Annotated in this window: 18 protein-coding genes; 4 read left to right on the top strand and 14 right to left on the bottom strand. The window is 58.1% G+C overall.

Features of this window, described 5'->3' with window-relative positions:
* Positions 1 to 69: 69 nt before the first annotated feature.
* Positions 70 to 399: a hypothetical protein gene (locus tag LAP85_13875; GenBank protein MBZ5497485.1), complete on the bottom strand. Its 330-nt coding sequence runs from the start codon at positions 397 to 399 to the stop codon at positions 70 to 72.
* 334 nt (positions 400 to 733) lie between these two features.
* Here LAP85_13875 and LAP85_13880 point away from each other — a divergent pair, with 334 nt between their 5' ends.
* Positions 734 to 1747: a radical SAM protein gene (locus tag LAP85_13880; protein MBZ5497486.1), complete on the top strand. Its 1014-nt coding sequence runs from the start codon at positions 734 to 736 to the stop codon at positions 1745 to 1747.
* A gap of 61 nt (positions 1748 to 1808) precedes the next feature.
* On the opposite strand, the gene LAP85_13885 is transcribed toward LAP85_13880, so the two are convergent.
* On the bottom strand, positions 1809 to 2027 hold the full coding sequence (locus LAP85_13885) for a hypothetical protein (protein MBZ5497487.1): 219 nt from the start codon (positions 2025 to 2027) through the stop codon (positions 1809 to 1811).
* A gap of 201 nt (positions 2028 to 2228) precedes the next feature.
* Between LAP85_13885 and LAP85_13890 the strand changes: the two genes are divergently transcribed.
* A complete protein-coding gene (locus tag LAP85_13890; GenBank protein MBZ5497488.1) occupies positions 2229 to 2618 on the top strand; it encodes a hypothetical protein in 390 nt (129 codons plus the stop codon).
* Positions 2619 to 2702: 84 nt separating this feature from the next.
* On the opposite strand, the gene LAP85_13895 is transcribed toward LAP85_13890, so the two are convergent.
* The 5 genes from LAP85_13895 to LAP85_13915 all read right to left on the bottom strand — a co-directional run bounded on the left by LAP85_13895 (position 2703) and on the right by LAP85_13915 (position 7573).
* Positions 2703 to 4082 (bottom strand): DUF6029 family protein, encoded by a 1380-nt coding sequence (locus LAP85_13895; protein MBZ5497489.1) that lies wholly within the window; start codon positions 4080 to 4082, stop codon positions 2703 to 2705.
* The gene (locus LAP85_13900; GenBank protein ID MBZ5497490.1) at positions 4079 to 4555 is read right to left on the bottom strand and encodes a TlpA family protein disulfide reductase; all 477 of its coding nucleotides are present in this window, start codon (positions 4553 to 4555) and stop codon (positions 4079 to 4081) included. Before LAP85_13900 ends, LAP85_13895 begins: the two co-directional genes overlap by 4 nt.
* 105 nt (positions 4556 to 4660) lie before the next feature.
* Positions 4661 to 5506 (bottom strand): hypothetical protein, encoded by an 846-nt coding sequence (locus tag LAP85_13905; GenBank protein ID MBZ5497491.1) that lies wholly within the window; start codon positions 5504 to 5506, stop codon positions 4661 to 4663.
* On the bottom strand, positions 5445 to 6485 hold the full coding sequence (locus LAP85_13910) for a hypothetical protein (GenBank protein ID MBZ5497492.1): 1041 nt from the start codon (positions 6483 to 6485) through the stop codon (positions 5445 to 5447). Before LAP85_13910 ends, LAP85_13905 begins: the two co-directional genes overlap by 62 nt.
* 74 nt (positions 6486 to 6559) lie before the next feature.
* Positions 6560 to 7573, bottom strand: coding sequence for a dockerin type I repeat-containing protein (locus tag LAP85_13915; protein MBZ5497493.1), 1014 nt, complete (start codon positions 7571 to 7573; stop codon positions 6560 to 6562).
* A 612-nt stretch (positions 7574 to 8185) separates the two neighbouring features.
* On the opposite strand from LAP85_13915, the gene LAP85_13920 reads away from it, so the two are divergent.
* On the top strand, positions 8186 to 8797 hold the full coding sequence (locus LAP85_13920; protein ID MBZ5497494.1) for a hypothetical protein: 612 nt from the start codon (positions 8186 to 8188) through the stop codon (positions 8795 to 8797).
* Positions 8798 to 8836: 39 nt separating this feature from the next.
* Positions 8837 to 12754: a carboxypeptidase regulatory-like domain-containing protein gene (locus LAP85_13925; GenBank protein ID MBZ5497495.1), complete on the top strand. Its 3918-nt coding sequence runs from the start codon at positions 8837 to 8839 to the stop codon at positions 12752 to 12754.
* On the opposite strand, the gene LAP85_13930 is transcribed toward LAP85_13925, so the two are convergent.
* From LAP85_13930 to LAP85_13960, 7 genes are all read right to left on the bottom strand, one after another.
* On the bottom strand, positions 12744 to 13328 hold the full coding sequence (locus LAP85_13930; GenBank protein ID MBZ5497496.1) for a methyltransferase domain-containing protein: 585 nt from the start codon (positions 13326 to 13328) through the stop codon (positions 12744 to 12746). The genes LAP85_13925 and LAP85_13930 overlap by 11 nt on opposite strands.
* A gap of 270 nt (positions 13329 to 13598) precedes the next feature.
* On the bottom strand, positions 13599 to 15308 hold the full coding sequence (locus LAP85_13935; GenBank protein ID MBZ5497497.1) for a tetratricopeptide repeat protein: 1710 nt from the start codon (positions 15306 to 15308) through the stop codon (positions 13599 to 13601).
* A complete protein-coding gene (locus LAP85_13940) occupies positions 15298 to 15846 on the bottom strand; it encodes a C39 family peptidase (GenBank protein ID MBZ5497498.1) in 549 nt (182 codons plus the stop codon). The genes LAP85_13935 and LAP85_13940 overlap by 11 nt, the downstream gene beginning before the upstream one ends.
* 27 nt (positions 15847 to 15873) lie before the next feature.
* The gene (locus tag LAP85_13945) at positions 15874 to 16281 is read right to left on the bottom strand and encodes a hypothetical protein (GenBank protein ID MBZ5497499.1); all 408 of its coding nucleotides are present in this window, start codon (positions 16279 to 16281) and stop codon (positions 15874 to 15876) included.
* 141 nt (positions 16282 to 16422) lie between these two features.
* On the bottom strand, positions 16423 to 18075 hold the full coding sequence (ggt, locus tag LAP85_13950) for a gamma-glutamyltransferase (GenBank protein MBZ5497500.1): 1653 nt from the start codon (positions 18073 to 18075) through the stop codon (positions 16423 to 16425).
* A 146-nt stretch (positions 18076 to 18221) separates the two neighbouring features.
* The gene (locus LAP85_13955) at positions 18222 to 19502 is read right to left on the bottom strand and encodes a hypothetical protein (protein ID MBZ5497501.1); all 1281 of its coding nucleotides are present in this window, start codon (positions 19500 to 19502) and stop codon (positions 18222 to 18224) included.
* Entirely contained in the window at positions 19454 to 22552 is a 3099-nt protein-coding gene (locus tag LAP85_13960) for an acyl-CoA dehydratase activase (GenBank protein ID MBZ5497502.1), read from the bottom strand. The genes LAP85_13955 and LAP85_13960 overlap by 49 nt, the downstream gene beginning before the upstream one ends.
* Positions 22553 to 22671: the final 119 nt, after the last annotated feature.

Below are 22671 nucleotides of genomic sequence, written 5' to 3' on the forward strand. Positions count from 1 at the left end.
CGCAAAGCGGGGCGAGTCACATATCAGAAGGCCCCATTGGGGCCGTTCAGATTATAAATCATCGCATCCCTAGCCAATCGTCTCCTCACCAGTTGCACGCACCTTCACCCAGCCCCGCGCCCCCGGCATCTTCACCCAGCCCCGCAAGGGGGCGACCCCAGCATCTTCACCCAGCCCCGCAGAGGCGACCCCAGCATCTTCACCCAGCCCCGCAGAGGCGACCCCAGCATCTTCACCCAGCCCCGCAGGGGCGACCGCAGCATCTTCACCCAGCCCCGCAGGGGCGACCGCAGCCAACAGCCCGGGGCGCAAGCCCCGGGTCGAGGCGATCGCAAAAAGGAGCCCTGTAGGGGCGATGCAGCTCACCCGCTTTTTCTGTGTCGCCCTGTCGGGGCTCATCCTTGAACTCCGGTCCAATCCCAGGCCTTGCGGCCTGGGCTGTAAACTGCAGCCGCCCCTTCGGGGCTAGTAGCAATCCACGGATCGCCGTAACGGCTGAGCATGCCAGGGTCGCACGGTCAGAGGCCGTGGGTTTGGCACGCACCCACGGGCCGAAGAAATACCGGGCAGGCGCATTCGTGTTCTTAGTGTCTTTCGTGGCTGCCTTTTGCCCGCAGCGTCTGAGTCGCGGGTGGCGTTGTCTGCGGTCTTGCAATCAGGAGGCGGCTTCTGATAGCATAACCGGCGCGTTCGTTTAGATTTGCGGCTCCAGCAGGATCCAGAGGTTGTCAGGATGCACAAAGTCCCCTTTACCGAATCGCTCAGAATCATCGCACGCGGATCGCTGAACTGGATCGCCGAGCGCCCGATCGTGGTCTCATTCGAGGTAACTGATTCATGCACTTGCTTTTGCAAGCATTGTGACCACGGCGGCCCCAGAGACGATTCGCAAAACTTGAAACCGAGGGATTATCGCCGCTACATGGATGTGTTGCGCCCCAGCGTAGTACAGGTTTCGGGGGGCGAACCCCTCCTGCGCGCTGATCTGATTGAGATCGTGCGCAACATCAAGAGACCGTCAGGGCTTCCCTATACCATCCTGGTTTCGAACTGGTCGCTCATGACGAAAGAGCGCTATCTGGCGCTGAGAAATGCCGGCATTGATCAGTTCTCCGTCAGTCTCGATTTTCCGGATGAGCGCCACGACCGGTTCCGCCAACTTAAAGGCTTGTACCGGCGCTTGAACGAGATCATTCCCACCCTGGCTGCGCTCGGCCACGACGATATCGTATTGAACAACTGCATTACCAGCGAGAATGTCTGGGAGATCAACGCTGTTGCCGATAAAGCGCGCGAGTGGGGAGTCAACGTCAGCTTCAGCGCCTATTCTCCGCGGCGCACCGGTTGCCGCGACTACTTCCTCAATGCCCCGGAGCAATTGGCGATTCTGAAACAGGAACTGGACTTGATAAAAGCGCGGATGGGCGATACCCGCTGGGTGGCCAATTCCGAAAGCACCATCGATGCGACCAGGCGCTACTTCGAGAACGGCAGAGCCCCCGGCTGCAAGGCCGGATTGCGTTTTCTGGTAGTAACCAGCGATGGCTCGCTGCAGCCCTGCTCGATGCAATTCAAGCGTTACCGACTCCTGGAACAGGCTCGCATGGTAAGTGAATTCACCCAGCACAACACCTGCGACGAGTGTTACGTTTCCATTCGCTCCTACCTGGATAAGAACTTTCCCCAGATCCTGCGCGAAAACGTCGCAGGTTTCTTCTCCTTCGGAACCCGGTCGAACTCCTGCTGACCGACGAAGGCCCGCTCCCGACAATCAACGTTGTTCAACCGTACAGGAAGCTGCAGCTTTCTCACCAGCGCGTCTGGTTATGCCAGTAGTAAAGGGCCCCAGCCCCGATGACCCCGAGGATGCCGGTTATCAGCAGGAATTCGAGCACTGCGGGAATGGCGGCTGCAAACATGAACACTGTGGCGAAAACGAAGATCAGTCCCGGAATGCCGTCGACCGGGATCTTGTCAATCCGGATTCCCTGATGATACTCGACTCTTTGGTTCCACGGTTTTTCCATAGCACTTAATACGATCCTGAAGCGCAAAGGGTTCCATTCCTCCGGCAGCGAGCATTCAGCGCAGACTCAAACACTCACGGCAAAGCATCTGGACGGCAATTCCAGATTCCTCGCGTCTTAGCCTGATTGATTCATGAATGATCCGGGTTAAAGTCTTTAATCCCAGTGATAGGACTGAGATATCATATTCAGGGGCCTGATATGGATGACAGAGCTTCACGGGGATCTCTGGTGTGGATCATATCGACTGAGCAGTGGCCTCGAGCCATCCTTCGGGCCGAATTGATCGAACATGGGTTTGACGCAGTCGGGTATCTGACTTTGGATGAGGCGCTTGTCGAGCTCCCTCGCCGGCTGTCACGGAAGCCTCAGATCATAATTCTCGACTTGAGCGGCCAGGAGATCACGCGGGCACGACTGTTTGCCCTGGTGCGCGAAGCTATCCCGATCGTAATCCTCGGCGGCGCCGTGGAGGTGGGCGATCCCCTAATAGGCGAGTTCTCATGGGCGGGTATTCTGAAGCGGCCCTTCATGATTCGGGAAATAATCGCCCTGGTCGATCAACTCGTCCGGCGCACTTCACACGCGTGAAAACTACCTCGTGCCTCTCGTCTTTCAACAGTATTTCTAGAACAGCGAGGTGAGGAGTTCCACAAGCACACCGTTCCGTTTGTGCTATCGGAACATTGTGAAAAGGCCGACCTTCCACCCGCGGAACGGAGGCAGAAAAATGCACTGTCCCGAGGAGCACACCTCTCCGCCGCGCATGGCGCCCGTGGAGAATTCGAAGTAGGAATCCCTCTTCAGGTTGATTCGGAATCCGCCGCTGTGAAAGTGATTCCGGCCGTCAATCGGCTGCCGGGAATATTGTTTTTGAAAAAAGACCGCTCCGTGGGGAGCCCATGAGACCTGCGAAAAATAGTCGGTCTCGTTGAATTGATAGTAGCGTTGAGTATATCGCTTGTCGCGCGATGACAAATCGACGGCAACTGCATCGGTGAGCCGGTACAGGATATGCCCTTCGGTGATCTTCACAGGGTAGAAGACATCCTTGAGACCGTAGCTGAAGGAACCATCCAGTTTTCCCCAGAGCTCCGTGGCGTTCAAGCCCGCGTACACCTGAGGGCCAACCACGCCGGCTTCCTGGACCCGGCCTATGCTTACAAACGGGATGATGTCGGGATTGAAGAATGAATACTGAGAATACAGCCGGAAGGTCTCCGAATCGTTCAGATCGCTCGCCTCGTCTCCTCGATCCGCCGACGGAGGATTGTTGAGCTCGTTGCTGAAATTCTTGTACTTCTTGTATTCGAAGAGAAGGGAGACGTTGTTGCGCGTCCAGCCCAGGTTGGCGTAGTACCCGGAACCGTCCATCAGGAACGGGTCCCGAAAATTCAGCCGGCTGATTTCCGCATAGTAGCTGAAGCCTCCCGGAAATTTGTCTGCGCTCCAGCTGACGGACCAGGCCAGCCGGTCGCCCAGCTGCTGAAACGTGTTCGAGTCGTGGATAAAGCTGGCGTGGACACCGATGCGGTTGCCCTTGTAGTAATCACGAACGGCCTCGCCTCCCGCAACCTGCCATTTCTGCTGCTCCAACTCGTCCTCGACACTCCCGCCGAGCGTTCGAAAATCCCAGCCGCGCGCATGGTAATGAAAATCGCCGCCGAGGACCGTCCGGTCGCGGAATGCCTTTTCGTTCTGCAACACCGACAGAACCAACCCGCGGCCAAGCACGGAGTGGAAATCGCCGGCCTGGATTTCAAAGCTGTCCGTCGCGTACTGTGCGTACTTCCGGAACACGTCGTACTGAGCCTTCGGTAACGTCCAGTCGGATGACTGCTTGTAGAAATTGTGGCCGCGCAGAGTCAAGCCGGTTGCCCAGTTAGCCCACTTCACAAATAATGAGGATGAGTTGTAAAACTGATTGGGCCCGGTGGCGAGCGCGTTCCTTTGATAAGTAAAATCGTTGGTGAACAGAAAAGTGGGCTTATTCTCCTGGGCATTTCCACTCAGGCAGAAGAGCATCACCGTCCATGGAACCACGCCCCATTTCATCGGTTCAAGCCCTCTATGATTTTCTGTATTTCCTTTTCGTCGCCCGGAAGATAACCCGTGCGGGAGTAGACGATGCTGCCGGCCTTGTCGACCACCAATGTGAAGGGCACCTTCTTCTCGGGATCGAACATCTGGATGACTTTGCCGTCGATATCCAGCAGAACCGTGAAGTCGAACTTTTTCCCCGCAATATAGGGCCTGACGCCGACCATGGTGCTGGAATCATCCGTCGAGATGGCGATGATCCGGATGGCAGGGTGCTCCTTTTTGATTTTGTCCAGTTTGGTCAGCAGCTGCTTGCAGGGGACACACCAGGTCGCCCAGAAGCTGATCACCATGACTTCCTTGCCGACGTGGTCGCGGGTGTTGAACTGTGACCCGTTGAGGTCCTGCAAGGAAAAACCAGGAAGGATTCCCGCCCGAGCAGTTGTCAATAATAGCAGTCCCGCTGCCAATCCAGCCGTCCATTTCATCGCTACCCTCCTGCTCCCGGCGGCCTTTCGTTTCTTCTTGAACGACCGCCCTGGCGAAAAAACCAGGCCTTCGCCGCATGGAAACGCGTGCCGGGCCTGGTGGGCTCAACGTATCGGCACCGCGGAGAGAAAGTTGTAGGACGTGTCTCCGAAAAGCATGTACGCGTACACTTCAACGTCCGAGACCAGCCGAATGAAGCCCCCGGATTGGCTGCCTTTGAATTCGGGAATCAGCTGCTGGACCAGTTGGGCCGTTCTGCTGTTCGGGCCCAGTGCATATGGCGTTTGCGTGCCCGCGACCAGTTTGCCTTCCTTATCGTACAGCTCGAGCTGAATGTTCGCCGTGGCGATTGTGCTCGTGTTCACCAACGCCAGTCCGGTGAAGTAATCCACGTCTCCGATACGGCCCACGGCCACGTGACCGAAAAAGATTTCACGTTTGGCAGCCGACGTGGACATCAGGGGTAACGCCGCCAGGTAGGTGCCGGCGACCGGGTCCCCGAAGGTCATTGCTCCTATCACCCCCTGGTCACTTGCCACCGACAGCGTGCCGACGAACACCTGTGATGTCGTCAGCGGATTCGCCAGACCAAACAGCTCCCATCCCGGACTGGAAAGCTGCGATTTGGCAGCCATGGATCGAACTACTGGCGCAGCCATCTCCTGTCCCTGTTCGTTCAACAACCGCAAGATGACCCGGCTGGTCTGGCTGGAGGGATTGACCAGGGCGATCTGGGTGTTGATTCGCAGATTACTCCCCAGGTATCCGCTGGCAAATTGAGGGCCGGACAATCGATTGGGAACCATCGATCCATCCTGACCATTCAGAGCAGCCAGCGCCTTGCCGGTGCCGAATCTCTCAAAGCCCAGCAACTGCCCGTCGGCGGCATTAACCTCCACATACCCGCTGGTCTGGCTGATCTCCTGGACCGCAGTGCCGTGAGCCGCCACGACTGTTTGAGGAATCGCTGCCGACCATAGGAAAGACAATCCATGAAGCTGGAGCGTAGACCATATCGGCTCCGTCCATTGCCTCAACTCCCGTCGCGGAGGTCATGCCCTGGAGGAAGAAACCGCTGATGTCCGGCTGGCTTGACCGCACCTCAATCCATCCGTGCTCCACGCCCATGGCGGCCGGGCTGTTGAATATCTCCTCCGTTACCTTCGCCTCCTGACGCATAGGTGCCAGAACAACAGGCGGTGAGGGATTGACGGCAGAGGACAACTGAGCCAGGGCGCCGTGGCGGTCCCAACCGAACACCTGGATGGTGGCCGTCTCTTTCCCTTCATTCAGGAAGGCCACGCCCTGGAAAGTGCCCGGCATGGAAAACCAGGAGGGACAGAAAAGACTCGGGACGGTTGTGGATGACCCGATCGACAGGGAGTACGAGTGATCAACCCAGGGAATCCGTTGGGTTGGGGCGCCGGCCGTCGTAGGCACACCTATCAACGCGCCCGGATGAATCGTGCGCGCCGAGCCGGCCAGGAATGATGCGCTGCCGGGTCTCGTGAGTTGAAAAACCAGGCGTGCCAGCTCGACCTGCATGCCCGGATTTTCGGTGCCGCTCCGGGTGTTCATCAGGGTGACGAAGCCTCTGGCGTTGGCGACCGCTACGTCCGTATATGCAAATCCGGCATCCGAATAGCCGGGGGCTTGTCCGGAGCTTACCGAAAGCAGGAGGACGCGGGACGAATCGAATCCTACCGGAATAGAGAATCCGGTCAAGATGGGATTGTCGCCGCCAGATGCCGTTACCGAACTCAGGTCTGCGAAGGCTCGCACTTCGAGCTGGCTGTCCGCCATCGACGGGTTCGCAGGTTTGAACTGCAAGGTGATCGCAGCCGCGCCGGTGAAAGCGTTCTGTGCGCATACGACAAGACCCGACGCAAGGCAGAACCACATTCCAAGCAGGAATCTTACCGCTGACATCGTGATCTCCCCCTTTCAAGAAGAAGGGACGCGTGCCTCGACTCAGAGGAAGGCCCATCGCGTCGATGGGCGCATCAGCGCCTGAGTTTTTTTATCTGAACGGCGGCACCTGTCTTGGGCAGAAGGGTTTCGAAATAGACCAGATCCAGAATATCAACGACTCCATCTTCGTTCAGGTCGGCACCCGGCAGGAGAAACGCTTTGTTCTCGAGCAGATACTCGGTCAAAAGCCTGCGATCAACTTCGTTGATCACCCCGTCCGCATTGAAATCGCCTTTGTACCCGATTGCAAACAGGCCGGAAACAGCTCGTGTTCCGCCGTAAGGGTCGCTAACTGCCAGCAGGCATTGGGAGGAATTGATCTGGGGTACCGTCCAGCTGTATTGACCTGTCCCGGAGGAAGCGGTCTGGATTGCCTTCCAACTCTGTCCACCGTTGTCGGAGTACTCCACTTGAACAGCTCCCAGGGGACGATCGGACGACCATGCAATGGAATGCGCAGAATTCCTCAGCCACATGGCGCCTGTTGCAGGTCCTCCCGACATCTTGATGGTCGGGATCGTACTCTCCAAGGGCAACATCGCACCTTGCAGAATTCGCTTATCAGTGGCCTGGAAAAAAACGACGATCGAACAGTAATTCCAGTCAGGCTGCACGGAAAACTGTTGGGTGGAGGCGGCATTTGCGCCCGGGTCCAGCGTCATAGTCTGCCCGGCGGCATTCGGCAGCATGGCGCGGCAGACGAAATCCACGATATCCATGTCCATCCATCGGTAAAAGCGGTGGCGTTCGACCAAAGCCACATGAAGAACGCCGCTCAGCCTCTGGGACGAAGTGTTGGCGATTTCCACGCGCACCTGGTTGGCAGACTCCAGAGACAACGAGAAATCCACGGTTGGAGACACGGCAGCTGCCTGATCATAGGGGTAAACATATTGGCTGTACATGCTGCCGGATGGAAGTCCCCCGCGCCTCTCGATGGTGCCGTCAAACAAAACACGGGGGGTACCAGCGCCGGCTCCATAGTACTGGGATCGAGTGGTGAAGGCTCCGCCGCTGTCGAAGGAGTCTTCGTGGTAGGCGATCACCGCCAAAGCCTCCGGCTTCTCCTGCTTCAGTTGTTCCAGCCCGCGCTCCGCGCTGGGACAATACGTTCAAGATATTCCTGTAAAGATCTCGGCGATCACCACCTTCTGACTCGCGCCGTAGGCCGAAGGGAGTGCGGCAGTGACAAGACAGAAAGCAAGAATCCCGCTGATTCGTGGTCGCATTGGATCCCTCCCAAGGTATTCGACCGGCCGGCTGCTGTTTGCACTGCCAGCCGGCATCGCTTATCAGCGAAGGACAATATGGTTTGCCGGTTTCTTGGATATCCAAACCATTAGATACGAACTGTCCCCTTGCGGTTCAGAAGCCGGGAGTTCCCGCCGGGGGCTATAATAGCAACCTATCTCTTTCTCTTTTGTGACACAAGGGAAAAGCGAACGGTGATCTTTAGGTTGCATCGAGGAAACGACTTGCGTTACCATTTAAATTGAAATTACCTTCAGGTTCGTCAGAGCAGATTGAATCAGAATCATGCGGCCGGATCACCAGCGGTCGTAATTCGGACGAACTACGATACCGGACTTCATCTGCGGTGGGGAGTGTGAGTTCCTCGATGAATAGTGGACCACACATGCGCCGCCAGGGGAGTCAATATGAGGCCTCACCATATCAGTTGTATTCTGATCTTCGCTGTCGGCTTTCTTTTCAAACCGGTGATCGCAGGAGTGACCCCGCAGTCACGATCCATAACGTTTAACGGCCGCATTCAAGCTGCCGAAGTCGACCAGTTCGACGAAGCTGCCGGCGTGTGGAAACACAAGCGGGTTCTGCTTCTCAATACAGCCGGCGGCGAATTGCTGGAGCTGGAGCGCGCGCCGGTCGAGTTGGCACGCGCCGGGCTTGGCCGGCAGGTTCGTGTTTCCGGTTCCTTGCAGAAACAGAAACTGGTCGTTGAACATTTCGAACCCGTCGAGTCCCCGGAGGCGACGGCAGCACATGCGCTTTTGCAACCGACGCAACAGGTCCCGCTGGCATCGGACACACTCGGAGGCCAGAAGACGCTCGTTGCCCTGTTCAACTTCACAGACGTACAAACCCGGCCTTTCACACTCGATTCCATAAAAGACAAAGTTCTGTATGCTGCCAAGTCCACAGACAGCTTTCTAAGGGAGAATTCCTACGGGAAACTGTGGCTGGACGTAGACTTTGTTGACTGGAGAACCTTGCCGGCAATATCAACACAGATCTGTCCAGGTTCTACCTGATCATTCAATCAGCAGCTTCTTGGCGAAGCTATCAAAGCATTGGATGCCGATGTTGACTTCAGGAACTACAGCCGGCTGATTCTGCTGTTTGTAAAAAACGCCAACGGTGTCTCTCAGGGAGCCATGGGCTCGGTTGGGAAGTGGGACTTGAAGTCTGCCGGGGATGGCTCTTTCCGTGCCTCCGTCTTTTACATGGGCGAAAGCTATATTACCAGTGAGGCAATCGCTCACGAAATCGGTCACAATCTCGGATTGCCACATGCTTCGAGCGTGCCCTGTGTACCCGCGAGCCTCGTGGATCCCGTCGACTGCTGTGGCAGTTGGGATGAGGCGGGCGATGCGGGAGACACGATGGGAAGCATCACCGGATTCCAGCATTTCTCGTCCGTTTTCAAATCTCTGTCTTTCTGGTTTGATCCCGCTCAAGTCTTCGATGTGGCGGATTCCGGTGAGTACACCCTGGATCAACTCGAGCTGCCTTCCAATGGAATCAAAGCCCTGCGGATCCCGGCTGGAAAAGACTCGTCAGGCCAGGAGGCCTACTATTGGGTTGAGTACAGAACCACGGGGACCTTCGACCAGGAACAGGCAGTGCAGGTGCGTTTCCAACCCGTGGCAGCCTTTAATGGCTCGTCCATGACGAATAACACCCTGAGATTCAAAGGCCCCGCATTTGGCGGGAGCATCTCGGGAAAGGTCGTGTCGGAATCCGATGGATCACCTGTACCGCAGCAGGCATATGTTTATCTATACGACACTGCCTGGAGATCCATTCGGAGTGCATATACAGACGGCGCGGGACACTATGCGTTCAAGGGCCTGGCTGCCGGCAGTTATTACCTGCGTACTTCCAACAATGTGGGGCTGATCGACGAATACTACAATAACGCACGGAGCCAGAAATCCGCTTCCTTGCTCACCCTTACCCAGGACCAGACGATCGACAATGCAGATTTTGCCCTGGCAACCGGCAGCATTCTGTCGGGCGTCATCAACCGCGAATCGGACGGAACGAGCGTTCCGAACGCCTATGTTTATGCGTACGACAGTTCATGGGCCTATATCAGAGGAATTGGAGCGGACTCATCCGGCCGTTATGCATTGACAGGTCTGCCAGCCGGCAAGTATTACCTGGAGGCTTACAGCTCAGCCGGGTACGGCTATCTGACAACGTGCTATATCAATACTCTAAACCGCGCTACGGCAACCTCGGTTTCTTTGAACCCGGGAGAGCGGCTCAACGATATCGATATTTCGTTGTTTCCAGGGGGTGCCATCTCGGGCAAGGTTCTGCAGGCGTCGGATAATGCAGCAATTCAGAATGTCTGGGTAAATGCATACGACAACGCATGGAAAAGCATTAAATCGGCGGTCACCAGCTCCGACGGCCGCTACATGATCAAGGGCCTGCCTTCAGGAAGCTATTTTGTCGGCGCTTTAAACAGCCTGGGCTACATCAACGAGTATTACAGGGAAGTCACGGACCGGAGTGCCGCAACCGCGATCCAAGTTGTGCAGGACTCCGAAACCGGCAGCATCGATTTCACGCTGGCCAAAGCCGGCACCGCATCGACAGAGGCTCACAACCACAACTCTTCAGGATATTGGGCCCGACAGGCACCGCAGGGAATTGATGAGGCCGCGGGAGAACAGAATCACTCCGCTTCAGGCGACCCAGTTGCCCTTCCCGACCTGACTGCCGACCTCGGTTTTTCCAGCTCCGCCGAAGGCAGAATCCATCCGGCAAAAGCGCAGTCGCTAACCCTGCCGTCAGCAATTCCTGCCATTCAATCCGGGAATCCGGTCGTTTCGCTTTCCGATGTGACCTCGACGGCGCCGTTTCTTGATCCGTATCGTGGAGTGAAGATAGAGCTTCTGGAGAGCACGGGGACCGGCGCCGAGGCGCGCGCAAAACTGAAGATTTCCCTATCGAAGTTGCGGATCGATGTGGGGCACACGATCAACTTCGATCAAATCGCGATCGGCGGCAGGCAGGCAAAGGAATTGACAATTACCAATGAAACCCCCGCGGCTGTCATGATGGGCATGCTGTGTGTCCAGGGAAGAAGCGATGAAAATTTCTCGGTGACCAGGGATGAATGTTCGGGGATAAACCTGACGCCGGGCGCCACCTGCAAGTCGGAGGTCTCTTTCTCTCCCGTGCGCTACTCCGGTACTGCGGAGGGCGAGTTTGCCGTCCTGAAGATTCCGACCAGCGACAGCCTGCACAGTGCGGCTTCGGTTGATCTCCGGGGCAAGACTCTGGCTGCCGATCTCACCCTTTATGGATATCAGGGCGCGAACTTTGTTGTCGGTCGAAACGGAATCTATGAATTCGATGTCGTTAATTATGGAACGGTGTCTTCCTCCGACGTCATCACGATCACGGATAAGTTGCCGACAGGATTGCGTTACGTCTCCAATTCGATCGGCTGGAGTTGCTCAGTAGCAGGTCAGGACGTGAGTTGCTCAAGAGCGCTGGTTCTGAGACCCAACTATGGCACCGTCCTGGACCTGACCGTTGCCGTAACAGCCGAGGCGGCACCGACGTGTGTGAACAAGGCTACTGTCTCCAATTCATCCGATGCCAATCCGGACAACAATTTTTCCATTCTGACGACCATGGTCGACCTGGGGTCCGGCGAAGCTTCGTACGGTCCCATTCTCCTGAAAGAAGACGGCACATTCACGGGCTTCGCTTTCCTGAATGCCGGGACAGCCACGGCGGCGCTTTCAATTACTGCCCTCGATAAGACGGGAGCCGCCCTGCAGTATGATGGTATGACCAATCCCGCGACGCTTGTCCTCAAGCCAGGTGCGCAGTTTCCGGTTATGGACGACCAGCTCTGGGCCTTCCCTCCGGGCGAGAAGGCAAAGATGGGCTGGTTCCGGGTCGACAGCCTGATCCAAAGGGTTTTGGGATTCACATTGGCCTTCGACGGGATGCTGCAGGTGCTCGACGGGGCCACTTTCTCGCGATCGCCTGCCGGCACGGTAGTTCTTCCCGATGTCGTGACCGAGGGTTTTACGCGGATTCATGTCCTGAATCCGGGTACCGCAGACGTCAACCTGACTATCGGTTTGGTCGCCGCGGATGGGACGCCGCGGCCGACGGCAGCCCGTAAGCTGGGACCGAACGCTTCCCTTGCTGAGACCGTACAGGAACTGTTTGGCGGCGTCAGTGCTTCAACATCAGATTATCTTCGGGTGACCGCGAACGGTGACATCGTAGCTATGGAATGCCTCGGCGTCGCAGACCAGTGGATCAGGGCTCTTGGCGCGCAGGACGCCGGCGGGGGAGCGCAGGTTTTGTATGCATCTCAATATGCGGTCGGTGGACCCTACTGGACCACTTCAATCTCCATAGTCAATCTGGATTCTTCGCCGGCCCAGCTCAGAGCCAGATTGATAAACGACGATGGGAACCAGATCGGCCAAACACTACTGATGCCGATCAAGGCCAACGGCAAAGTTCTGTTGAGTGAACAGAACCTGTTCTTGGAGGCGGGAGATACCCTGACGCAGGGATATGTGGAAATCACCAGCGACGGTGCCCGGCTGGCCGGGAGCGTCACTTTCGGGGATAAACAAGGCAGGATTTCCGCCTCGCTGCCGTTGCAGCCGGCGGCACACAAGGAGTTTGTTTACGGCCACGCCGCTTCCAACGCGACCTGGTATACCGGCATTGCCCTGGTGAATCCCAATGATTCCGACATCACAGCCACACTTCAGCTCTATGACAAGTCCGGACAGTTGTCGGCTTCAAAAACCGAAGTCATGGGAGCCAAGCGGCGCAAAATACAGTTGCTGAACGGATTTTTCCCTGAGGCAACAGGTGCCGATATCACCTCCGGGTACATTCGAGTCTCTGCCGGCAGCCCTTTAGTCGGCTTTGCCCTTTTTGGCACAAGGAACGATACCGTGCTGGCGGCGATTCCACCTCAGGCTATTCGATAGGAAGCCTTGGTGAGAATACCAGAAAGTACTGGTAGGGCAAAAAGGTGTGTTCTTTGGCCAGCGTGAAGCCGTTTGATTCCATTTGCCGCACCACATCCTCACGGGCAACTTTCATTTCGGGCGGAGGACCCAGAGGCAATTCCTTCTTCTGAAAGTCGATGATAATGACCTGGCCTCCGGGTTTGAGTATTTTTTTCAGGAGTGCAAGGTATTGAGTCTGGTTTTCGATATGGTGCCAGGTGTCGCAGATGAAAAACCGGTCTATTGAAGCATCCATGAGCAACGGATCATCGGGAGCGGAAAGGATGGTCACGACATTTTTCAGTTGCAGCTCGCGGACGCGGCGATTCAGGTACAGGATCATGTCCGGGCTGATATCGACCGCATAAACACGTCCATTGCTGCCCACATGTTGGGCAAACCTCAGTGCGAAATATCCGGAGCCTGCGCCGATGTCGGCCACCACCTCCCCTTCTTTCAGGCCAAGCGCCATGATTACCTCGTGGGGTTTCTGATAGGCATCGCGCTGAGGATCTTCCAGAGATGCGATGTAGGCCTTCGGATCCTGGTGCAATCTGTGAACATCATCGGCAGTAAGCGGCTTGACCGGATTCTGTGCCGTGGATCTGGTCCTTTCTTGTCCTGCATTGCATGGCCGCCCGCCGGCAGCGACCGATTCCCATGCACTATGGTATCACACTGACAAAATCAGACCCAGTTCCCAACCAGCTTCTCAAAACGGAAAGCAGCCAAGAATGGCGGCATTTGTGAAATTCGTACCATTCGTGACTGTCTTAAACATTCCGCAATCCGCAATCGACAAGATCCGCGATTCAAATTGGTGCTACCTCAGGATCCGCGTGAACACCGCGCCCTTTCCGCCTCGCAAGTCTCTGCCGTAAGAGACGCTGAGGGTAAGCCGGCCCAGGATCGTCAGCTTCGACTCCAGGCCCGTGTCCCAAAGCCAGGGGGATCCGAAGAATGTTGTGCTGTCGTACATTTTGCCGGTGTCGAGAAATGGACCCAGGGACAGCTCCCAGAAGCCGGGTTGATGGATCAACTTGTCCAACTGCCAGTTCATGAGCAGATAACGGCGGCCGAGCGGACCGGCTCCCTTCCTCCCATCTCGCGTTCCACTGTGGCCGCGCAAATAGAGATCGTTGTCGCGCTCCATCCCCAGGCTGAACATCTCCTCAAAGGGCGCGTGGCCGGCAGTCGTGCCTGCGCCGAGCCGTCCGGAGAGCTGGTAATCCTTGCCGCTTGCCTGCGGCAGCAGGTGCCATTCCAGGGTTCCTGTTATTCTCAAGAAGGCTCCGTCAGATGCGCTCAGGATCTTGCCGATTCGTGACTCAGTGCTCCAGCTCAGTTCAAACCGGTGTTCAGGAGCGGACCGGCTCTGACGCAATCCAATCTCATACTCCAGGGTTATTCCTTTTCTGAACAAGGCCTGCCAGGCAGCACTGCCCGGAGGAGTCGTGTTGAACCGCCGGTCTGAGACAATAACTCCATTCCGCATGCTGGTGCGGCTCCCCAGGAACGTTTGGACTGCCGCTCCCGTTTCCAGCGTGCTCATGGTGAAGGAACTTTCCGCGAACGCCGGGTTCCGCAGCGAGGCTGCGACGTCCCAGTTCTCGCGGCGCGCGTCCAGGCGGGCCTGAAAGCGCAGACCTGGGCTGCCTCCGACCGGACCGGATACCTCTGTGAAAAGGCGCCGCTTTTGCGCGTCCCAGCGGCCGAGTGAAATCAAGTTCCAGGCAGCTCCTCTGATGTTAAAGAACTCCGGGTGCACGGTCCGGTACGGCGCGCCTCTGAGTAGCGAAACCAGCCCATCGAGCCACGAGTCGCCCCCCCCATTGCGCTCCAGCGCGCGAAAGCCGAGGTCGAAGCTCCCGTCATCCCGGGGCAACAGCTCGAAACGCGGGGATGAGTAAATGCCGAGCGAATCTATCGATGTGCGGCTTGCGTAATACTCCTTCAGCGTGAGCGGCGCGCCCGGTGAAAATGCGAATGAGCGGTCAAGCAGCACCGGATCGACGCGCAGGCTCGGCTCGATGTTGACTTCCCGAACCTGAGGCTTGTCGACCCGATTCCAGAACTTGAGCGCAGCCTCCAGATTACCGTTGAGAAAGTAAAGGCTGGCCAAAAAGTCGTTTCCGTAGGCATCGGCGGGATCGAGTTGCAGCGCCTGTTTCAGGAAGGATCTTGCCTCCCCTCGCTTTCCTGCTTTGAACATGACTCCGGCGAGTTCGAGCGGAAATCTGATGTCGCGCGGCGCCTTGGTCCGGCCTGACTCAAAAGCGGCTTCGGCTTCCTGCCAGTGCTCGAGACGGGCCAGCGCGATTCCCCGATAATAGTCGAAGTCGGCCGGCGCCTCCGGCGTGGCGGGCGCAAGCCTGATAATCTCCTCCCATTGGCCGGCAGCCGAAAGTGTCCTGATACGGGAGAGGAGCGAGTTCGCATCCCCGGAATCTCGCTGATCTTGACCGGAGCATTGCGGGCCCAGGCAAAGCGCGAAGGCCAGAATCAGGTTCCGGAAGACGGTTTCAGCTCTCATCTTTCGGCAGCACCAGAAGAGTCCAAAAGCCGCAGCGGCTCCATGCGCTCTCAAAGTCGGCGCGCTTCATCTTTTGCAGCTTGCGCCGGGCGGGATCATTGGCGAGGAGAAGATCGTGAGCGTTGTCGATGCCCGCTACCACCAGATAGTGGAAGGTGCCGGAGCCTTGCTTTATCGCCACGATGAGAGGACGGCCTTGGGCAACGTGATGCTCCAGGTCAGCCCATTCACCCACAAAGGCGTAGGCTCGGAAACCGTGGTTTTCGAAATAGCGGGTCACATCCCTGGTAGGAACCCCTTTTGAATTGCGGGAGTTCAAGCTTCGGCGGATGGCGGCTTCATCAGCGGCTGCATCCGGCTGCCGGTGTGAGCTTGCAGCCCAGTATTTCATTACCATCGAGATACAGGCCGGTCCGCAGCTATTCCCGACCTGCGCGACGAATGGCACGTCCAGCCAGATTTCTTTGGGTGCCGCGGCTGGGACCTGAGCCAAAGCGCACAGCAGGCAGAGTTCGGCCACTCCGCGAAGCGCCGTCATGGACACGACAGCCCCTCCCCGTGTTTCTTATCTTTTGACGATTATGAGCACGATGACGGCTGTCGCCAGGGCGATAATGATGTAAGTCAACTGTTGGTTCGTTAAAGCGCCGGCAGCAAAGTCGCGCTGAGCCTTGTCGACTCTCGCGGCCAAGCGGGCCAATTCCTGATCATCCAGGTGCGACACGGCGCGCTCTATCTGCCTGCGCACGCCAGGGAAGTTCTCCAGCGCCCGGGCAGCCTGATCGGAAGTGAAGAAACGCCGCACGCGGCTCAAGTTTCCCTGCCGCTCCTGCGCATGCGCCAGGATCGACTTCTGGATGTCGGCCTTGCTGACCACGTGCTCACTGGCCCGGAGGCTTGCAGGCACCACGAGCGCTGCAGCCAGAATGGGAGCCAGAAGGATCTTGACCAGTTTCATAGGCGAGGACGTCATGGAACCTCCCTTAGTGTTTTGTCACTGGCTTCAAAATTACTTGAGTCTCCCGGGCTTTGCAAGAGCAACCCAAACCCGGCGCAGCCTTTCCAGTGCATGGAAGCCTGCCCTGGTCCAGCGGACACTAACCCCGGCAATCGCTCAATACCCGATCGCCTTGCCCTGGCCGCGCGGATCGGCCGCGCCCGTGAAGCGCACCGGCTTGTGCGCGGAATCATATTCGATCGTCAGCCCGTGGGCGTTGCCGATGCCCGGCACGACGCGGATATTGTGTCCCAGCTTCGACAGTTGCGCGCGCACGGAAGCGGGAATGCTCTCTTCCACCCCCAGCACATCCGGCTCGTAAAAGCTGATTCTTCCCGCCGCGATGGCCTGCCGGATATCCATCTTGAAGTCGATCAGGTTCACTACCATCTGCGCAACGGTCTGCCCAATCGTATGGCCTCCCGGCGTGCCGATTGCGACCCACGGCCGCCCGTCTCGCAGGATAATCGTCGGACAGTCGCCCGACAGTTTGCGGCGGCCGGCGTGGGCATCCATCGGGTTGCCTTTGGGTTCGAAGGTACAATAGGCGAGGGAGTTGTTCAGCCAGATGCCGGTTCCCTTGGGCATGATCCGGGCGCCGAAGGCGTTTCCCAGTGTCTGCGTGGCCGAAACGACGTTTCCCCACCGGTCGGCGACGACAAAGTGTGTCGTGTGCTGTTGCCGGTTGCCGAAACTGGTCGGCGGCATAAAAGGCCGCGCCCGGTTGGGATCGATTTTTGCTGCCTCTTCTTTCCAGTAGGCCTCCGACAAAAGCCGGTCCAGCGGAGGAGGATCGATTTCAGGATCTCCGGCATAGCGCAGCCGCACCCAGAAGCCGAGCTTCGTGATCTCCGCAAACGTGTGCAGATATGCGGCGCTGTTGTGTCCGAGCGCGCGCGTATCAAACTGGCTCATCATGCCGAGTCGGACGAGGTAGTCGAAAGTGTTGGCCGGCGGCGATGCGGTAACGATTTGATGGTCGCGGTAGGAGATCTGAATGGGCTTCCACCATTCAGCCTGGTCGGCGGCCAGATCCCGCATGGATAAGAAGCCGTCCCGTTCCCGCATGGCGGCATCAATAGCCTTGCCGATCTCTCCTTCGTAGAAAGCCCTTGCACCTTCGCTTGCGACCAGGCGCAGGGAGCGCGCGAGGTCCTTCTGGACTAGACGTTCGCCGGCCTTCAGGGGCCGGCCATCCCGGCCATACTCCCGGCGAGCCCAATCCGGGAACGACGAAAATGCCGCTGCAATCGATCTCTCCTGTACCGGGCTGATGGCAAAGCCCCCCTCCGCCAGTTCGATCGCGGATTTAAACAGGTCACCCCACACAGATTTCCCGTAGAGTCTGGAGAGCTGTTCCCAGGCATGGACATTCCCCGGGGTCGAGACCGCCTTGGCACCTCGCCGGTTTTCTTCATAGTTGGGCGTCGGAGCGCGGAACGCGTCGGAATTGACCGCGAACGGAATCCTCCCGCTCGGATTGAGAAACCGGGTTTCCCCCTTGCGGGCGTCATAGATCAGGATGGTGCCATATCCCCCCATGCCGGACATGTCAGGTTCGACCACGTTCAACGCGGCCGCGACCGCCACTGCCGCATCGAATGCGTTCCCTCCCTCCTTGAGCGTCCGGATGCCCGCTTCTGAAGCCAGCGGATGGGCAGAGCTGATCATCCCGGAGGAACCGACGGCGGATGCATCCGACTGCCATCCGAGGCTGGAATTCCACACAAGCATCGCCACCAGAACAAGCACGCAAAGTGAGGTCTTCATTTGCCTGGTCCTCCGAAAACTCGCCCATTCGTAAATTGTGCGAACCCGGGCCGCATCCTCATTTTCCCGATCAGAATCGTGCAACGAATTCCGCGGTGTCCAACACCTTGAGCGGGGATTGCTGGAAAGCCCCGGCTCCAGAGGGATCAGGGCCGTCGTCGGTTCTTGCGCACCTGATAAGTGCGGGCGAGTTCCATGAAGATGCCCACATCCCGGTCCAGGTCGGTCTGGGTTCCGTCGAAGAAGAAGTTTCTGATTGGAATACCGTTGTGATCGGCGCTGACCTGCGGGTAGATGGCTTCGGTGACGATCCCGTTCATGCAGGTGAAGGGAGAGATGTCGACCACGCCATCGCATCCCTGGTGGTAGTGGAAAACGGTCTTGCCGACGCTGAGAGTCATCTCCCCAAGGGCGCCCTCGTGCGGCAGGTAGGGATCGGAGTACTTGAAGATCTCCTGGATGGAGGGTTCTTCGTAGCCCTCGAAATCCTCCTCGAATACCTTGTAGAGCCGATGCTCGTCTTTGTGCTGGATGTGGTTTTTGATGTTCGCGGCCAGCATCGCCTTCGAGAACAGCTGGCCCGACTGCTGAAGCCGCTTCTTGTGCTCCAGGTTCGTGTACCACACCCACTCTACAATATGGGCGAGAGTGCATTCGCCGCCGAACTCCTCGATTTTCCGGATCGTGAAGTCATTGGTGAAGGACGTAAGGCGGCAGAAGATCTCCCCCACGACTCCGATCAGGGGGCGCTTGCGCGGATTCCGGACCGCGATCTTGTGGAACTCATCGCGCGCGCCGGCGAGCGCGGCGATGAGATCCTTGATCCGCTGCTCCGTGGGCACGCCCTGGCGTTCGATCGCCCGTTCCACCCCCGCAATCGCGCGCGTGTGGACGGCGTCCGTATCCCCCCGGTTGATTTCGTAGGGACGGGTCTTATGCAGCATTTTGCGCAGCGCATCTGAGGCAATGAGCCCCCGCAGCGCGTTGCGTTGCAGCTCGTTCACCTGCTCGCCCATCCCCTTGTAGCCATCGCGGCTCGTGGGCGAAAACACCATCACGTCATCCAGCCCGATGTCGCGCAGCACCTTACGCAGGTAGGGCGCGTACTGGCCAAAGCGGCAGGGGCCGTCGGCCGTAGGCATGAAAAAGGCGGTTTTCCCCGCCACGAAGTCCGGCTGCTCTATGATCTTGAGGAAATTGCCGAGGGTAACCCGGGCAGGCAGGCACTCTTCCCCGGAGGTGTAGCGCCCTCCCAGTTCGAGCGTGCGCGCGTCGGAGTCAGGGCAGATCTGTGCTTCAATGCCCACGCTGCGGAAGGCTGCCGCGAAGGCAATGGCTCCGCCCTTGCTCATCTGCGGGATGTAAAGCTTCCTGCCCTTTATGGATTGCTTGCGCCCGCGGTCAGTTCCTGTTCGGTCGAACCCCATCTCCGCAAAACTCCTTTGCTGTCCAGATACGCTTCGCAACGGGTCAGCATGCCGGCGTCGTTGTTGTGCCCGTCGAACTGCAGCGTGAGGAAGGGCCTTCCCGAGACTTCTGCGATGAAGTGCTTGATGTAGGAATCCGGCCCGCACTTGAAGTTGGTGATGTAGACAATGTGCAGCTGAGGCTTGTCCTGGACGAACTCGGCGGCCGCCATGACTTTGTTGCCGTAGCTCCAGAACATGTTGTCGTTGAAACGGCTGATGTCGCGGCCTTCAAGGTCGAGAAAGTCGAGGCCCAGGACATTTGCCCCATAGTACTTGCGCATCTTGGTGGCGATGTCCAGGTTGATCCCTTTGTCGTAAATGTTGTAGGGCCTTCCCAGCAGCACGATGCCATGCTCATTGTGATCGGCGATGCTCTTCAGTGTTTTGGCGCCCGCCTCGAGGAGACTGTCGCGGAACACGTCCATGGCCGCAAAACCGCGCTCGACGGCCCATTCGACCTGGTGCAGGCTGCGCCCCAGTCCGGCTTCGTTGAGCGCGTCCCGTATCGATCGCGCCACGGCCCGGTTTCCGTGATTGAACCAGAGCGTCGGCGCTATGATGCGCCGCCGGTGTTCGGAAATGAAGGGGGCCACGCGGGTGATGAACGGGAGAGTCTGGTTCCAGGGACAGAAGAAGGACGGCTTGTCCGCCGGCGAACCCGGCGACGAAATGTAATTGGGGACCAGAATGAAGTCCGTTTGCTTCTCGATCAACCAGCGGATGTGGCCATGAGCCACCTGGATCGGAAAGCAGGGCTCCGATACCACGGCTTCCAGCCCGAGCTTCACGATCTGGTTCGTGGTCGGCTCCGACAGCAGCACCCGGATTCCCAATTCGCGCAGGACATTGAACCAGAACGGCGCCCATTCGTACGTAGACATGCAAAACGGAATACCCACCACCGGTCCGGCGCCGGACTCGGGATCGTAATCCGCCATGAGCAGATTGCGGCGGTACTCGATCAGGTTTTCAACCACCGGTTCGTGCTCGCACTTGACCGCCTTGCGATAGCGCTCCGAGCACTTGTCGCCCCAATAGGTCTGCTCGCCTTCGACTGTGAAGCGCTGCATCTGGCAGAAGTTCGTGCACCCTTTGCAGGTGAACTCGAGGATCTCATAATCGACTTTGTCGAGGTCGAAACCGCGGAAGGCGCTCTCCTTGTGGCCGTGGAGCATCTTTTCCCTGGCCAGCAAGGCCACTCCCACGGCTCCCATCACGCCGTTGAACGGCGGTACGATAATCCTCTTACCCAGGATCGAAGAGAAGGCGGCAGCCACCGCATCGTTGTAAGCGGTGCCTCCCTGGAAAAAGATTACCTCGCCGATCTTGCGCCCCCGCACGACGCGGTTGATGTAGTTGGTGGCCACCGAATAAGCCAGGCCGGCCACAATCCGGTCCAGGGAGGCGCCGCGCTGCAGGTAGCTGTTGACATCGCGTTCCATGAAGACCGTGCAGCGTTCGCCGAGCCGTATGGGCTCTGCGCTCGACAGTGCGATGCGCGCGAAGTCATCTTCGATGCGGACCCCCAGCTCCTTGGCGCGTTCCTCCAGGAAGCTGCCCGTGCCGGCCGCACATGCCTCGTTCATGGCGAAATCGACTACGATCCCTTCTTCAAGACTGATGAACTTGGCATCCTGGCCGCCGATTTCGAAGATCGTGTCCACTCCCAGTCCGAGAATGGTGCGGTCGATAAACGCGGCACCGGTCTTGTGCGCTGTGATCTCATCGTTGACCGTGTCGGCGCCGACCAGCTCGCCTATAAGCTCGCGCCCTGAACCCGTGGTCCCCACGCCGCGGATGCGGATCTTCCCGCCCAGATCGCGTTCGATCTCGCACAAGCCCCGGCTGACCACTTCGATCGGGCGGCCATCCGTGCGCAGGTAGATCTCCTTGAGCACATTGCGTTCGGTATCGATCACCGCAAGGTTGGTGCTGACGGAACCGATGTCGATGCCGAGAAACGCATCGCGCACACCTCCTATCTCGGAGGGCGATACGGCGACCATGTGGTTCCGCAGCAGCACGACGTTTTCCATCGAAAGCCGCGGGGAACTCGGGATCTGCTGGGTCTCCGACGAACCCTCGAGGCTGAAGGCGTGCCGCTCGCGGCTCTCCGACCGCGCAGCCTCCTCGGCGAGAATGGCGCTCCCGACGGCGCCTAACGCGGCATGGTCTTGCGGCACAACCAGCGTACCTGGAGCCCAGCCGAACGCCGCTTCGATCGCCTGGACCACGCCGCGGTTCGAAGCCACGCCGCCCACGAAACACACCTCGGGAACTATCTTCTTTCCCTTCGTGATCGCACTCTTGAAATTGCGGGCGACCGCATCGCAGAGGCCTTTGACGATCTCCTCAGGCGTGAATCCCTTCTGCTGCGCGTGAATCATGTCGCTTTTGGCAAACACAGAGCAGCGACCCGCGATCTGTGCGGCGCGCTCGGTGGCGAGAACTATGTCCCCGATCTCTTCGACCTTGAACAGCAGGCGTCCCGCCTGCTGGTCGAGGAAGCCGCCGGTTCCGGCCGCACAATCGCCGTTGGTCTGGTAATCGGCGATGCCGAGCCGGCCATTGTCGCCATGCCTGTCAAAGCGTATGTACTTGGAGTTCTCCCCCCCCATCTCAAACAGGGTGTGCACCTTCGGGAGCAGCAGTTCCACGGCCTTGCAGAGAGCACGGAATTCATTCTGCTTGCTGACATCAAACTCCGAACTCAGCAGCTTCGCTCCTCTGCCGGTGCCAGCAACTTCACCCAGCGCGGACCGGCCGACGAGTCCCACCAGGCTTTCAAGCAGAGCACGTGTCTCCTGCACCGGGTTCCCGGAAATGCGCGCGTAACGCGTTATCGCCAGCCAGCAGTCCTCCTGTGCAGGCGTGGTAAGCTGCCTGACAGACTGAAACAGCGGATGGGATGAGTGGTTTTTAAAAAACGGCGCATCCGCAGCATCGCGGGAAAACAGTGCAGCCTTGACGCTGACGGAGCCGAGGTCGATTCCGATAAAAATTGCCATAGACAGATGTTTCCACTCGTTTCAAACTCGGCCGCGCGAAGAACTGAGAGCCGGTTCGCCTTGATTCTCTCTGAGCCTTAGAAGTGGGTTGTCAAAAACACCTTTAAGGCTCAGAGACT

It is taken from the genome of Terriglobia bacterium (genome assembly GCA_020072565.1).
Taxonomy (GTDB): domain Bacteria; phylum Acidobacteriota; class UBA6911; order UBA6911; family UBA6911; genus JAFNAG01.